The organism is Arthrobacter sp. NamB2 (assembly GCF_005281365.1).
Classification (GTDB): Bacteria; Actinomycetota; Actinomycetes; order Actinomycetales; family Micrococcaceae; genus Arthrobacter_D.
In genome coordinates this window covers 252,591-266,817 of sequence record NZ_SZWI01000001.1, presented here as the reverse complement: position 1 = coordinate 266,817, position 14,227 = coordinate 252,591, and the positions used below count along the sequence as shown (strand labels likewise).

The window sequence follows — 14,227 nt, the reverse complement described above, 5'->3', positions numbered from 1 at the left end:
CCGAGTGGTCGATGAGCGGGGCGCTCAGCGGTCAGTTCAAGCTGTCGGAGGTTCTGAGTCTAACCATGACTTCGGAGCAGACAAGGCCTCATATGGGTCGCGGCTGCGTCACACTGCGACACCCGCCCCCGGGTGGACCTTGTGCCCGGCTCGGAAACGGTCCCGGCCCGGCTACGCCCGCCCTCCGGCCAGGAACTTCGCCCCCATGACCGGATCCTCGGTGAGGAAGACGACCGCGGTCACTCCCTCGGCGGCGAGGCGGGCCCGGAGGCGGGCCTGCAGATCGGGCTGGTGCATCGCGAGCCCTCCGCCCAAAACGATCGGACCAGGTACTCCGATCACCGTCGCGACATCGAGCACGAGGCGCGTGAGGTCTGCTGCCGCTCGGTCCACGATCGCTGCGGCGTCCTCGTGTCCGTCCCGTGCGGCGTCGAACACCGCCCGGGACTGTGCTGCCCAGTACGTGCGCCCCGCTCCTGAGTGGAAGAGTCCGATCAGTTCCGGCACGGCACCCACTCCGTTGAGCGCCAGGACGGCCGTGTCGAGCGTATCCGGACGCATCCCGAGGTCGTGGCGATGCAGCGCACGGCGGACTGCTTCACGCGCCACCCAGTAGCCGCTGCCCTCGTCCCCGAGGAGGTAGCCCCAGCCGCCCGACCTGGCTTCCCTGCCGTCGTCCCCCACGCCCCAGGCCACCGACCCGGTTCCGGCGATGACCGCGATCCCGGTTCGTGCACCGCCCGCCGCGAGGATGAGCCGTGTGTCATGGACGACGTCGATGGCGGCGTTCGGCGTGTTCGGGGCGATCAGGCCCCGGAGGCGTTCGGCATCGGCTGCCGTGTCCACTCCCCCGGATCCAGCGACGACGAGGCCGACATCATGTGCCTGCGTGGGTGCCAGGAGTTCCTCGAACAATGCCCGCAGGTTACCGGTGGCTTCCGCGGGAGTGACGTTCTGCACGTTCGCACTCCCCGCGCGCGCCTCCCGGACGAGCGTGCCGCCGACCCACAGCGCACCGTGCGTCTTGGAACCGCCGATGTCGAGCCCGACGACGACCGGTCCGTCACCGTTGCCTCCGACTCCTCCGAGCGCTCCGTCCTTCCCGTTCCTGTCGGCTCGGATGGTCGGGAGGGACTCGTGCGCGGGCGTGTTCGACATGCCTACAGCCTACAAACAGCGGACCCCGTCCGGGTCGAACCCCGGGGGATCGAACCGGGCGGCCCACCTACCGGGCGGCCCACCTACTGGGCGACCCACCTATCGGGCGGCCACTTACCGGGCGGCTCGGCTGCGGACGATCAGGGAAGCGATGGCGAGCACCGCGCATACGGCGGAGACAGCCGCCGCGAACACCGTGACGGACTCGTTCAGCCCCCACGCCCCGGCGGCGGCGCCGAGGCCCAGCACGGGGATGGCGCTGCCGAGGTAGGTGATGACGTACACGGCACTGACGGTCTGGGCATGCAGGGCCGGGTCGACCTTCACGGACACCTCGTTGAAGACCACCCGGAAGGCCATGCCCTGCCCGAAACCGGCAACGACGCACGCCCCGACGAGCAGGGAAATGCTGCCTGTACCCTCGGCGACCGGCAGGATGCCCACCCCCACGGCCATGCCCGCGAGGCCCAGCGGCACCACGAACCGTCCGCGGGGTGACAGCAGCTGGCTGACGGCGGACGAGCCGAGCACGAGGGCCGCGAGGAGGCCGATGAGCGGTCGCGACGACGTACCGGCCATCCCCGCGAACCAGGTCGGAGCAAGGCTCAGCGTGAAGCCGAAGACCGCGAAACTGAGGAAGCCGACGGACGACGCCGTCCAGAAGGACCGTCGCGCGTCCGGTGATACCGCAGGACGTCTGGGTCGCAGTGCCGACAACGGATTGTCCAGGGCCGCGGGTTTGATCGCCGGCCGCGCACGGAGCAGCACGAGAGGCATCAGAAGACTCGCGAGCACCACCAGGTAGACGAGGAAGGGCGTCCTCGTGGGAGTGGGCAGGAGCGAGAGGAGCCCGCCGATCACCGGCCCTGCGGCCACTCCCCCGGCGGAGGCCATCAGCGTGAAGCGGGATGCCCAGTCCGGCCGGGTCGGAAGGAGGTCCCGGAGCGCGGCAGAGCTCGCGCCGGTGGCCAGGGCGACGGCAGCACCCTGCAGGACCCGCCCGGCGGCCAGCATCGGCAATGAGGTCGCGAACCCGAACAGGGCGGCGCCGAGCAGTCCGAGAACGACGGCGAGGACCAGCGCGGCGCGCCGCCCGATGTAGTCCGACCAGTGCCCAGCCAGGACGAGCCCGACGATCAGCGCCACGACGTAGGAGGCGAACGCGACCGTGACGGCGAACGATGTCAGCCCCAGTTCCGCCTGAATGAGCGGGTAGATGGGCGTCGCGAGGTTGGCCCCGATCAGGAGCGTCGAGATCACCGTCACCGCGAGCGCGAGCCGCACCGCCAGGGACGCGTCCCAGCTGCGGCGTTCAGCGGAGGCCGGTTTCATCCGGAGCTCGTTGATGACGCTCATCCCACCGCTTCTCCTCGCTCGCACGCGCCCAGACTATGGCCCTTCCGCGCGCTCTTCCGCCCGGACATCTATAGGATGAGGTCGAGTGCCGTCGTCCAGCAGCACTGGACGATCATTTTGCGCAGCATGCGCAATACAGGCAGCGCCGATTGACCGGAAGTGAGCTCCGTGAGCAAGTTGGACAACCTCGACATGCGCCTGCTGCTCGAGCTCGTACGGGATCCCAGGGCCCAGGTCAGTGAGCTCAGCGAACTCCTCGGCGTGGCCCGCAATACGGCGCAGAGCAGGATTCGCAGGCTGCTCCGGGCGGGGACGCTCCGCAGGAGCGGACGCGAGATCGACCTCGAGACCCTGGGCTACGACGTCATCGCCTTCATCACCATCGAGGTGTCGCACCGCGAACTCGACGGCGTCATCGCCGGGCTGCGCACCCTCACCCAGGTGTTGGAGGTCCACGAGATCTCCGGACGCGGTGACGTGTGGTGCCGCGTCGCCGCGACGGACACGCACAACCTGCAGGTCGCACTGCGCTCCGTGCTCAAGATCAAGGGGGTCATCCGCACCGAGACGGTGCTCGCCCTGCACGAGCACATCCCCTACCGCACAGAACCCCTCCTGGAACGCCTGGCGCAGCTGCCGGCCGACGCCTGACCCGCCCCAGCACGCCCGACCACAAGGAGCACCCATGGTTCTACCGACGTCCGACACCCTCGTCACCTATCCCCAGGGGGCCGTCGGATCGGCCTCGCGCGTGATCCACGTCGAGATGCGCGACGACGGTCGACGTGCGGTCCTGCTCGACACCACCGCGTTCCACCCTGTGGACCACGCCTGGCCCGACCAGGGACCGGACCGCGGCGAGCTGGTTGTCGACGGGAGCAGCTGGCCCGTGGTCGATTGCGTGGTCGGAGCCACCGAGGGGACCACGCTGTACCTGGGCGGGGAGGCGCCCGTGCGCAAGGGCACCGAGGGATGGGCGTTCGTCGTCGTGCACCTCCTCGACGGCGACGGGCCCGCGGAAGGCGACGCCGTCGTCGTACGTGTGGACGCGGCACACCGGGCCGCGCTGTCCGCGGGGCACACGGGGTGCCATCTCGCCTCGCTGGCCCTGAACCGCGCGCTCGCCGGGCGCTGGAAGAAGGACGTGGCACCCGATGCCCTTGGCGCCCCGAACTTCGACGCCCTCGCGATCGACACCACCGTCATCGGCGAGTTCGGCTCGGTCGACCGGTACCGCCTGGGGAAGTCCCTGCGCCGCAAGGGCTTCGGCACGGAGGGCCTCGACATCGACGCCACAGCCTCCATCGTCAACGCCACGCTCGCCGCCTGGACGGCGACGGGCGCACCGATAGCCATCGGCGCGGAGGGGCCGGGCCTCACCGATCGGCGGCGGTGGATCTGCGACCTCCCCGGCGAGCAGGCCGAGATCCCCTGTGGCGGGACGCACCTGGCGTCGCTGGCGGGCGTCGCGATGTCCGTCCACCTGGACCTGGCCGACGTCGACGGGACACCGGTCCTGCGGATGGAGACGCGCGTGGAGGTGCCTGCTGCGGCGTGAGGCCTGCCTTCGAGCCCTCGGGCCGGCATGGGGGCGCCGGTATCAGCGCTCGCCGGCCCTGCCCGACCGACCGGCACGCAGCGCCCGCGCCTCCGCAAGGAACTGCTCCGCCACCTCCAGTCGGGACAGCGCCTCCGTCATCTCCCCCTCGTCCCCGGGGCGGCTCCGGGCTCCGGCGACGAGGGTGAGGCTCACGGCGGCGGCGCGACTGCGCAGTGCGGCGGGGTCCACGTGCCGGTCGAAGGCCCGCATGAAGCGCACCAGGGCCTGGGGCACGTGGACGTAACCGTGGTGCAGGCCGGGTAGGACGGCGACGTGGCCGAGGAAGCAGGCGAGGTCGTCGACGAGGCGGCCCGGCCCGAGCGCGTCGACATCGAGGACACCCGAGACGGCGCCGTCCGTGATGAGGAGGTTGCCCTCGTAGAAGTCGCCGTGCGTAGGGACCAGGGGGCCGCTCTCACTGGCACGGACGGCGTCGTCGATCCCCTGCGCGAGCCGACGGATGCGCTCCGCCTCGGCCGGGAGGACGGCCACCGCGCCTTCGCCGTAGTCGCGCACGCGGGCGGCCCATGGCGGACGAACCGGCAGCGTGAGGACGGCGGGCGGGAGCGACCTGAGGAGCTGTACGAGCGCCTCGGGATCGACGTCGGCGGCACCGTCGCGCATGAGCAGCTCGGCGAGCGGCGTCCCGGGGGCCGCGTGCATCGCGACGACGTCCTGCACCGGTTCGCCTGCGAGCACCGGCGCCGGAACGCCCGCGGACTGGAGCATCCTGTGCCGCTCCGCCAACTGCACGGCCGCGTTCCGGCGCAGCACCTTGAGGTAGCGGGCGTCGTCGCGGTTCCGCGCCATGACGACTGCTCGCCTGAGCGGCCGGTAGCTCCTGAGCTCGACGACGGTGTCCGCGGGATGATGCTGCGGACCGAACGCCCACCGGGTCATGCCCGCCGGATCCAGTGCCAGGGGAAGCCCGGGCAGCAGTGGATCGGCGGGATGCACCCAGACGAAGAATTCCTGGGTGCCCTGACGATGAGCAAGTACGGTGCGGCCGCTCGATCCCGGACGTGCGCTCGAGGTGATGCAGGCGTGGGTCGGTACGCAAGGAGAGGCGCTGCGACGCCGTCCCCCGGGAGCGGGCTGCACAACTATCGAGAAGACTCCCGTTACCCCGGCGCCGGGCCGGTGATGCACCGGTCCGAGCTGCCAGGACACGAGGTCCCAGCCGTCCGGGGCGAGCACCTTCCGCAGGAGCTCGCCGGGCGCATCCGACTCCAGATAGGCGATGGCCTCCTGCTCGCGGATGATGCGCGCTTCCCTGGACCTCATGCGGTGGCTAGGCGGCGGTTACGGCCATCGTGGCGACAGCGCCGGGCCATGGCACCGCTGCCTCAGGCGCGGCGTCGCTGCAGCACGTCGTCGAGGTTGATGCGCCCCGTGGCGGGAGCGGACCCGGAGGTCGTGGTTGCGGGATCGGCTGTCGCCGATGCGCTCCGCGCTGCAGCCTCCGCGGCCTTGATGGGGGTCTTCGACGAGGGCTTCGGCGCCTCGGGCAGATCGAGTGGAGCGGGGGCCTGGCGTTCGGCCTTCACCGAGTCGACGTAGGTGGGACGCGGGACCTCGACCGGCGCCCAGGCTGTTGCTCCGGCGGGCTGCGTAGCGGCTTCCTCGGTGCCCGCCTGGATCCCGCTGTGCACCGACACCGCGGTGGCTCCGTGAGCTACTGCGAGGGCTGCTGTGCGAAGCTCCATCGCCGTCAGCGGCCGAACCGCCTGGTCCTCGGCGTCGAACAGTGCCGTGGGACGTTGAGGAGCAGCGCGACCGGCGGTTCCGGTCGTCTCGGACGTCTCCGACGTTTCGGATGTACCGGAAGTCCCGGGTGCGGTGGTGCGCACGGGCGCCATCGCAGCGGCGAAAGCGTTGTTGATGCGTGCCCGACGGGATCGGATGGCGAGGAACCTCAGCACCCCGACGGCGGCGGCGGTCAGTGCGGCGCAGGCGAGTGGAACGAGCGGGGACACGACGTTCAGGGCCGCGAGAACCAGCGTGACGGGTACGGCGACCAACGCCATGAGCCCCACCAACGCAACGGCGATGCGTCCCCAGCGGGGCGTGAACGACGTCGTGGGTGCGGACGCGCCGGGGTGCGCCGGCGCGGGCACTTCCTGGAACGCCGGGGAGTGGGTTCCCTGGATGCTCCACCAGCGACGCGGCGCGCTCTCGGGCTGGGTCATTGCCATCGTGCTGCCCCACGCACCGCGAGTCGTGGCCTTCCGCGAAAGAGCCGCGGTTCCGGCTGTGGCCGGCACGTTCGCACGGAGGACGAACGGGGCTACCCACACCAGCCACAATCCGACGATTGCAGCGAGTACCAACGAACTATCCAGAGAAAAGACCACATCTAGAACCGTAGGAGCAATCACCCGCAGGCCGCGGCATTGGCACCGGTGTGTCGTGATCGAATATGCCCTTCAGGGCATTGGACATCCAGGTCACCCCAGGCGAGGTGGACTGCCCTCGAGCCACGGAGTCAACAGACCGCGGGGCACTTCCTCCGCAGTGAGGGCGAAACTCCTGTGATCTGCCCACTGACCTGCTATATGCAGATACCTGGGGCGCAGCCCCTCGTCGCGGAAGTGCAGTTTCTCCACGACCCGGAGGCTCGCGCGGTTCTCCGGACGGATGTTGATCTCCATTCGGTGCAGCCCGAGGTCACCGAAGCAGTAGTCGGTGGCAAGAGCCACCGCGGTCGGCGCGATCCCCCGCCCGGCCCGCTCGGAGTCGACCCAGTAGCCCAGCGTCGCCGTCATCGCCGAACCCCAGGTGATGCCCGACACCGTCAACTGTCCGACGAGGCGCTCGTGGCCCGAGCCCGGCTGCTGCTCGAGGATGAGAAACGGAAGGGCCGTTCCTGCCCGTGCCTGTGCCGTCAGCGAGCGCACCATCTGGTGATAGGTGGGCAGGAAGCCCTCCGGGTCGGGGTTCGACGCCTCCCACGGGGCCAGCCAGCGGGCGTTGCGGTGTCGCAACGCAGTCCAGGCCGCCTTGTCCCTGTGGCGAATGGGCCTGAGGACCAGCGAACCGGCCCTCAGGGTCACGGGCCAGCTGGCTGCCGACCACACGGCGGATCAGTCCGGAATGTTCTTGCTGAAGTCCTTGATCCAGGCGCAGAGGTCCGGTCCGAGATCCTCGCGTTCGGACGCCAGCGTGACAACCGCCTTCAGGTAGCTCAGCTTGTCACCCGTGTCGTACCGACGGCCACGGAAGACGACCCCGTAGACGCCGGAGCCCTCTCCCTCGGCCGCAGCCAGGGTCTGCAGGGCGTCGGTCAGCTGGATCTCGTCCCCGCGACCGGGCTGGGTGGTCTCCAGGACCTCGAAGACCCGGGGGTGCAGCACGTAACGCCCGATGACGGCGAGGTTCGACGGCGCGTCCTCCACGGCGGGCTTCTCGACCAGCTGGTTGACGCGGACGTGGTCCTCCCCGTCCAGCTCGGTGATATCGGCGCAGCCGTAGGCGCTGATCTGCTGCGGGTCGACCTCGATGAGGGCGATCACTGAGCCACCCGTCTTGGCCTGGACCTCGATCATCGTCTCCAGCAGGGGATCACGCTCGTCGATCAGGTCGTCTCCGAGCAGGACCGCGAACGGCTCGTCGCCCACGTGGAGCTTGGCCCGGAGTACCGCGTGGCCGAGGCCCTTGGGGTCCCCCTGGCGGAGGTAGTGGATGTCGCCCAGCTCGGACGGGCGCCGCACGGCGGCGAGCTTGTCGAGGTCACCCTTGGCCTCGAGGGTCTGCTCGATGAAAGGAACACGATCGAAGTGGTCCTCCAGCGCCCGCTTGTTGCGCCCCGTGATCATCAGGACGTCGGACAGTCCTGCGTCCACGGCCTCCTGGACGACGTACTGGATGGCCGGCTTGTCGACGACCGGAAGCATTTCCTTCGGCATCGCCTTGGTTGCGGGAAGGAAACGGGTTCCCAGGCCGGCCGCGGGGATAACGGCCTTCGTCACACGTGATCGCAAAGTCATGGGCACCACACTACATAATGGGCGTGGACTCGCGAGGCTGCGAGCACAATGGTGGAATGACACGCTCCCTCCGTGCTACGGAAAAGGCCCGCCTGCGCGCCTCACTGCGGACGGCACGCGCCGCCATTGATCCGACGGAGCGGCAGGACCAGTCGGACGCCCTCGGCGAGGCCGTGGTCGCGCATGTCGGTCGACCGTTCGCGGACAGCGCCGGCGCCACCCCCCGCCCCACCGTCGCCGCATACCTCGGCGTCGACCCCGAGCCACGCACCGCTTCCCTCCTCGGGGAACTGCACCGGCTAGGGTTCGGCGTCGTCGTCCCCATCTGCGAACCCGCCTACGAGCTGTCCTGGGGTGCCTGGACTCCCGGGATCGCCCTCGAGCGCTCGGTGCGAGCCCCGGTGGATGAACCTGTGGGTCCACGCCGTCAGTTCGGCGACCTCGCCCCGCAGGTCGCGCTCATCCTGGTCCCCGCGCTCGGAGTGGACGTCGAGGGCAACCGCATCGGCCAGGGCGGCGGGTACTACGACCGTTTCCTCGCCCGGCACCCCATCGACGAGCCCGGGGCCGTACCCCGGCTCGGGGTCGTCTACCGCTCGGAGATACTGCCGAGCGGAGTGATCCCGGCAGAGCCCTACGATCAGCAGCTGACAGGAGCGTTCACCGCGGACGGCCTGCTGCGCTTCGACAGGACCCGCGACGCGCGATAGTCGGACACGGCGCCCGCTCTCGGGGTGTAGACTGGCACTCGACCCCGGAGAGTGCCAATCGACGGTCCAGAGAGCCATTCGGGTCCACGACGTTCGTCCAGGAGGATTTCCATGCCGATGTACGCCTATGCCTGCAAGGACTGCGGCCACGCCTTCGATATCCAGCAGTCGTTCTCCGAAGACTCGCTGACGGTATGCCCCGAGTGCGGCGGCGCCCTGCGGAAGAAGTTCAACAGCGTCGGCGTCGTCTTCAAGGGGACTGGCTTCTACCGCAACGATTCCAGGGACACCAAGACCAGCGTGGAGGCCGGTTCGTCGTCCGCGACGTCCGATTCGGGTACCAAGGCCAAGGTCACCTCCGATTCCTCGGCGGGCACGGGTTCCTCGTCGAGCTCCCCGTCAACCTCCTCGGCCACCCCGAGCGGTGGAGCCACCGCCTCCTCCTGAAGGTGCAGGGAGGGACTTCCCTACGTCGCCACCGCGTCGGGAGCGCTGATGTCCACATACGCCTGATCGCAGGACCACGCACGCGGAGGCCCGGCCTACGGTCGGTCCATGAACCAGACGAATCACGCCGGACGCCCCCCGATCCGGTATCGCCTACGCAGGCGCATCCAGCGACACAGGCGCCTGATCGCCTGCCTGCTGCTCAGTGCCGCCGCGGGTGTCGCCGTTGAAGCCGCCGTGGGTGAGGACTACGCAACGACCACCGTCGTCAGCGCTGCACACGACCTCCCCGTCGGAAAGGTCCTGAGCGACGCCGACGTCGCACTCATCGACCTTCCGGAACAAGCGATGGGCGGGCCCGCCTACCAGGACCGGTCCCAGGTGGTCGGCCAGCAGCTGGCTGCTCCCCTGTCCCAGGGGTCCCCGATCCCGCCCACGGCGCTCGTGGGTGACGGCCTGCTGACGGGTACCGCGCCGGGAACTGTCGCCGTGCCCATCCGGCCGGCCGATCCGGCCACAGTCCAGCTCCTGGCCCCGGGTCAGATCGTCGACGTCATCCTGAGTACGGGCAACGGCTACGACGTCGCGTCGGAATCGACGGTCCTCGCTCGCTCCGTCCCGGTCGTGTGGGCTGCTCCGGGCGGCTCGGGAGGAACGTGGCCAGGGGCCGACGACGACGCCGGACTCGTCGTCGTCGCCGCCGGAGCGGAGGAGGCCGCTGCGCTCGCCGGAGCGTCGAGCTCAGGGGATGTCCACCTCGTGTTGAGAACAGCCCCGTGAGCCCGGCGGACTCACAAGAGGAGCGTCGACGCGATCAGCCCCAGTGCGGGGGACGCTGCTCCTGAAGCCACTCGTCGTGATTCTCCTCGGCGTCGCCCCACGCTCGGGGGTCGTCCTCGCCCGCGGTCGTCGGAAGCGCAGGAGAGGCATCCTCTGCTGCTCCTGCTTCACGGCCGACGATGATGCCACGTCCCGGGTGCTGCTCGTCCTTCCGCATCCTGGCGGCGTCCTTTCGCGTTCGCGGCTGCTCTGACATCTCACGCGGGGGGAGGCCGATGAGGGCCGAAGCCCGCAGGGCGCACCCATCGGGATCGGTGAACACCTCGATCGTCCACAACGGCATGTAGCGCCACCCCATACGCTCGAGGACCTGGGGGCGCAGGCGGCTTCGCTCCCTCACGGACATCGATCCGTAGCGGGTCGTACCGTCGGATTCGATCGCGAGCGGCGCCGGGCGCTCGTCCGACACCGTCGCAGCGCTGCCGTCGGCACTTCCTTCGACACTGACGCCTGGAGGCCGCACCGCGACGATGTCGAGGACGCCCGCGTAGTGGTCCCACACGTCCGCGCCACGGTACCTCAGGCGGTCCACCAGATCCGCGACCAGCGGATCCTCGTTGCCGCCCGACCTGACCGCGTTGTGTCCCGCGTCGCCCCCGAGTTCGCGCTGCAGGAGTTCGAAGAAGTCCAGCGCCCCCGTCGTGAGGCGGTCGGGATCGAGGTCGGAGGGCTCGAAGCACGTCAGCACATGCTGCAGGCGCCGCGCCCTCGTCATGGCCATGACGAAGTTCTGGCGACCGTCGGAGCCGGACAACGGACCGAAGGAGTGCAGTGCACGTCCGTGCGGGGTCCGTCCGTAGCCGAGCGAGAAGATGATGTCGTCGCGCACCAACCCACCGGCACGCTGGACGGGAACCACACGGAAGGCTTCCCTGCGCGGTGTGAAGAAGTCGGCCGCCCAGGGGAATTCCGCCATCTGCAGGCGGATCGCCTCTCCCACCCGCGCTGCATGCCGTGCACTCGCCGTCACGACCGCGAGCGAGAAGCTCGGGCGGCGGCGGATGTGGTCGAAGACCAGTTCGACGACACGGTTCACCTCGACGTCGACGCTCTCCACGCCGTCGTGCTCCGAGCTCGGCATGCCGGTGCCGTTGGGCAAGTACTCGACCACGAGCCCTCGACCCTCACCCGTCACTTCGGAGGCCTGCGGCAGCCGCGAGAGCTTCCCGTCGTAAAACGATTCGCTCAGGTAGGTGTCGAGGCCGCGATCGACCCCCCGGTAAACCTCTGTCAGCCCGCGGACAGGCAGTACCTCGCGCAACGAGTCGAATGCACTCGGTAGCGGCTCGAGGGTCGTCGCCCGGTCGGCGGCCTGCACCTCGATGCTGAAGCGGGTCGGGTGGGCGAGGCGATCGTCGCCGAAGACGACGACCTGCGCCGCGCGCGCCACGCAGGGCACCGCGCTCTGCAGGGACATCGACTCACCGTCGAGGACAACCGCCGTGTCGAACGTGTAGCCCTCGGGCACGGTGCCCCTGATCGTCAGCGGGCTCACGGCCCAGACGGGCAGCAGTGCCGCGACCAAGTCCCGGTGAAGGCTCGCGAAGACCTCGAGGGTGAGGGTGCCGTCCTTGAGTTCCTGCCGCAGGCGGCCGGCATCATCAGGGTGATCCGCCACGGCGTTCCGCCACCGTTCCGCGAGCGTCCAGCGGATCCGGGCAGGTCCGGACGCGATGTGGGCGTTGTCCGCCAGACGGTACTCGGCCTCGAGCTTGCGGAGGCTGGCGCCGTCGGACATGGCGAGGTAGTCGTCACCGCTGATCATCGCCTCCAGAGCGGACTGCCACCAGGCGAGCTCCAGCTCCGGGCCGACCCCTTCCGCAGGAACCTCGCGGGCTGCGAGGTCGGCGAGCAGTTCGCCCAGTCCCTGCTCACGCATCTCGTCGAGCAGCAGCGTGCGCTCCGGCAGCGTCTCCAGGGTCTCCCGGTCCAATGCGAGGCCGCTCAGGATCGCCTCGAGCCCGTCCAGTTCGAGGGACGCGAGGTCCGGGTGCCGTGACGTGGGCCGCAGTATCTCGGTCAGGTCGGCGAGGCGGGCCTCGACGGCCTGGTAGGACGCGTTAATCTCGGCGAGCCCGGTCGGCACCGAGGGATGCCGCTCGGTCAGCGCGTAGCGCGTCCACAGCGTGCGTTGCTGCTGCACTTCGAGAAGGGAGGTGTGGAGGTCCGAGATGTGCACGCCGGGCCGGATGTACTCCTTGGCGACGCGCCGGAGCCGCGACCTCGTCATCGAGCTCATCTCGATGTCGCGTTCCTTGCGCCACGATGAAGGCGCGGTCGCCGAGATCAGGTCGGTCACGGGTCGGTCGAAGATGTCGGGCGTGAACTTGTCGAGGCTCCCCCGCACCGCCACGAGGAGCTCGAGCTGCTCGCCCCATTCCCTGAAGGTCGCGCCGAGCGTGATGTGCGAATGCTCTGCTACGCGCTGCACCCGATTCCGCAGGTCGGGGATCTCCGTCGAGAGCTGCTGCGCCAGACCGTGCGCGTGCTCGGTCTCCTTGCGGTTGAGCAGCTGCGCGCCGTACCAGGGGCTCTCGGTCGAGGCCTTGCTGAAGCTACCCAGTTCCGCTGCACGGCGGAGGCGCTCGCTCAGTTCCTTGCGGTCGGCGATCGAGTCGAGGACGCTGCGCTTGAGGCGCACCGTGGTGGAAGGCGCAGGGTCGAGGGCGGTGAGGCCGGCGAGGGACTGCATGGCCTGATAGGGCGAGCACGCCCAGCGGCTCCGGACGTTGTGGAGGCTTCGCACGTGCTCCATGAGCTGGTGGCGGTGACCCGTCAACGTGGAGTGCAGGGATTCGAGGTGCGGCTCCGTCGCCTTCTCGTTCCGCACCAGGGCACGGATGACGGCCTCCCGCAGCTGCGCGGGGCCGGTCTGGCTGCCGAGCTGGAGCACGAGCGAGCCGAGGTTCAGCCCGTCCAGATCCTGCACCAACTCGTTGAGGGTGCCCCGGCGCTCGGCCGCGACGACGACGCGGCTGCCGGCAGCGGCCGCCCGTGCAACGACGTTCAGCGCGGTCTGTGTCTGCCCCGTTCCCGGCGGTGTGGCCACTGCGAGGCTCACGCCGGCGGAGGCCAGGTCCAGGACCTCCTGCTGCGCCCGGTCCGCGTCGAGGATCAGCAGCTCGTGCGCGGGATCCCGCTCGTCCGCGGGCGGGAAGGACAGTCCGTCCGCTGCCCCGGAAAGGACCGAAGCTGCCTCTGCGTCACCCCGCGCCGACGCGATGAGGGCAGCGAGCACCGGGTGTTCGGGGCGGAGTGCCGGATCGCCCTTGACGCCTGCGAGGTCGGCGAACGTCGACACGAGGATCCGGTGCTCGACCGACATCCCGCGGACGCCGTCCGCCAGGACCCGCATGCGCTCGAGCACGGGGTAGGGATCGAAGCGCGCGGTGCCGTAGGCCAGCCGGGCGATGCCGGTCGGGTCCACCTGCAGTCCCTGGTGGTCCCGCAGATGGCGCACGAGGGCCGGATTCATCCGGGCCTGCTCGGTGATCTGCAGTTCGTAGTCGTCCTGTGAGGCGTGCACCGTCAGTGACACAGCAGTGAGGAGCACCGGTGCATTCAGTGTCTCGGAACGTCCTGCATCGTCCACCGATCGCCAGGACGCCGTTCCGGCGGCGAGGTACCCGACGTCGATGCCGCGCTCGGTTCCGAGTTCGAAGATCTTCGCCCGCAGGGCCCGTGCGGCCGCCTTGGCCGCACTGTACTGGACGGGGTCCCGCAGAAGCGTCGACAGGCGCGTCCGGCGACCGGCGAGGAGTTGAGCGAGCCCGGAGGGGTGCGCGTGGGTCAGGTCGATGCTCGTGCCAGCCGACGGCCGGAAGTGGAGCAGCGTGTCCCCGCTCGCCTGCGCACCGAGGCCCTCGAGCCACGGAACGAGGAAGTCCTGCGCGGACGACCGATCCTCGGACCCGGCAGCATCCTGCTGGCCGGTCCCGGTGCTTCGCTGGTCCTCCTGCAGCTGATCCGCCGGCGTCGCTGCCGCATCCCGCTGGTCCTGCTCCGGCACGACGGCCTTCTTCCCTGCATTGTCACGTGCTGATCTCGACCAGATTGGCATGTCTTCCAAGCTATCCGAAAAGCGGACGGTCCCCGCGGATAGCAACGCTGCCCGGGCGGACCGAAGTAGG

General features: G+C 69.8%; 12 protein-coding genes. 5 read left to right on the top strand and 7 right to left on the bottom strand.

Annotated elements, in window-relative coordinates; all coding sequences use genetic code 11:
* Positions 1 to 171 precede the first annotated feature (171 nt).
* Both FDK12_RS01265 and FDK12_RS01260 read right to left on the bottom strand, forming a co-directional pair.
* Complete coding sequence (locus FDK12_RS01265; protein ID WP_137367869.1) at positions 172 to 1,158, bottom strand: N-acetylglucosamine kinase; 987 nt, start codon at positions 1,156 to 1,158, stop codon at positions 172 to 174.
* 114 nt (positions 1,159 to 1,272) lie between these two features.
* Complete coding sequence (locus FDK12_RS01260; protein ID WP_137367868.1) at positions 1,273 to 2,514, bottom strand: MFS transporter; 1,242 nt, start codon at positions 2,512 to 2,514, stop codon at positions 1,273 to 1,275.
* A 168-nt stretch (positions 2,515 to 2,682) separates the two neighbouring features.
* On the opposite strand from FDK12_RS01260, the gene FDK12_RS01255 reads away from it, so the two are divergent.
* Together FDK12_RS01255 and FDK12_RS01250 are read left to right on the top strand one after the other, a co-directional pair.
* Positions 2,683 to 3,165: an Lrp/AsnC family transcriptional regulator gene (locus tag FDK12_RS01255; RefSeq protein ID WP_223263010.1), complete on the top strand. Its 483-nt coding sequence runs from the start codon at positions 2,683 to 2,685 to the stop codon at positions 3,163 to 3,165.
* Positions 3,166 to 3,199: 34 nt separating this feature from the next.
* Complete coding sequence (locus FDK12_RS01250; protein WP_137367866.1) at positions 3,200 to 4,072, top strand: metal-dependent hydrolase; 873 nt, start codon at positions 3,200 to 3,202, stop codon at positions 4,070 to 4,072.
* A gap of 42 nt (positions 4,073 to 4,114) precedes the next feature.
* Here FDK12_RS01250 and FDK12_RS01245 read toward each other — a convergent pair whose 3' ends face one another.
* The 4 genes from FDK12_RS01245 to galU all read right to left on the bottom strand — a co-directional run bounded on the left by FDK12_RS01245 (position 4,115) and on the right by galU (position 8,100).
* Complete coding sequence (locus tag FDK12_RS01245) at positions 4,115 to 5,398, bottom strand: phosphotransferase family protein (RefSeq protein ID WP_137367865.1); 1,284 nt, start codon at positions 5,396 to 5,398, stop codon at positions 4,115 to 4,117.
* Positions 5,399 to 5,460: 62 nt separating this feature from the next.
* Positions 5,461 to 6,444, bottom strand: coding sequence for a hypothetical protein (locus tag FDK12_RS01240; protein WP_189636222.1), 984 nt, complete (start codon positions 6,442 to 6,444; stop codon positions 5,461 to 5,463).
* Positions 6,445 to 6,561: 117 nt separating this feature from the next.
* On the bottom strand, positions 6,562 to 7,167 hold the full coding sequence (locus FDK12_RS01235) for a GNAT family N-acetyltransferase (protein ID WP_411266139.1): 606 nt from the start codon (positions 7,165 to 7,167) through the stop codon (positions 6,562 to 6,564).
* A gap of 30 nt (positions 7,168 to 7,197) precedes the next feature.
* A complete protein-coding gene (gene galU, locus FDK12_RS01230; protein WP_104117188.1) occupies positions 7,198 to 8,100 on the bottom strand; it encodes a UTP--glucose-1-phosphate uridylyltransferase GalU in 903 nt (300 codons plus the stop codon).
* A gap of 56 nt (positions 8,101 to 8,156) precedes the next feature.
* Between galU and FDK12_RS01225 the strand changes: the two genes are divergently transcribed.
* The 3 genes from FDK12_RS01225 to FDK12_RS01215 all read left to right on the top strand — a co-directional run bounded on the left by FDK12_RS01225 (position 8,157) and on the right by FDK12_RS01215 (position 10,037).
* Complete coding sequence (locus tag FDK12_RS01225) at positions 8,157 to 8,810, top strand: 5-formyltetrahydrofolate cyclo-ligase (RefSeq protein WP_189636221.1); 654 nt, start codon at positions 8,157 to 8,159, stop codon at positions 8,808 to 8,810.
* 111 nt (positions 8,811 to 8,921) lie between these two features.
* The gene (locus FDK12_RS01220) at positions 8,922 to 9,257 is read left to right on the top strand and encodes an FmdB family zinc ribbon protein (RefSeq protein WP_137367862.1); all 336 of its coding nucleotides are present in this window, start codon (positions 8,922 to 8,924) and stop codon (positions 9,255 to 9,257) included.
* 108 nt (positions 9,258 to 9,365) lie between these two features.
* Complete coding sequence (locus FDK12_RS01215) at positions 9,366 to 10,037, top strand: RcpC/CpaB family pilus assembly protein (RefSeq protein WP_137367861.1); 672 nt, start codon at positions 9,366 to 9,368, stop codon at positions 10,035 to 10,037.
* Positions 10,038 to 10,071: 34 nt separating this feature from the next.
* Here FDK12_RS01215 and FDK12_RS01210 read toward each other — a convergent pair whose 3' ends face one another.
* The gene (locus FDK12_RS01210) at positions 10,072 to 14,157 is read right to left on the bottom strand and encodes a DUF4011 domain-containing protein (RefSeq protein WP_137367860.1); all 4,086 of its coding nucleotides are present in this window, start codon (positions 14,155 to 14,157) and stop codon (positions 10,072 to 10,074) included.
* Between the last annotated feature and the right edge of the window lie 70 nt (positions 14,158 to 14,227).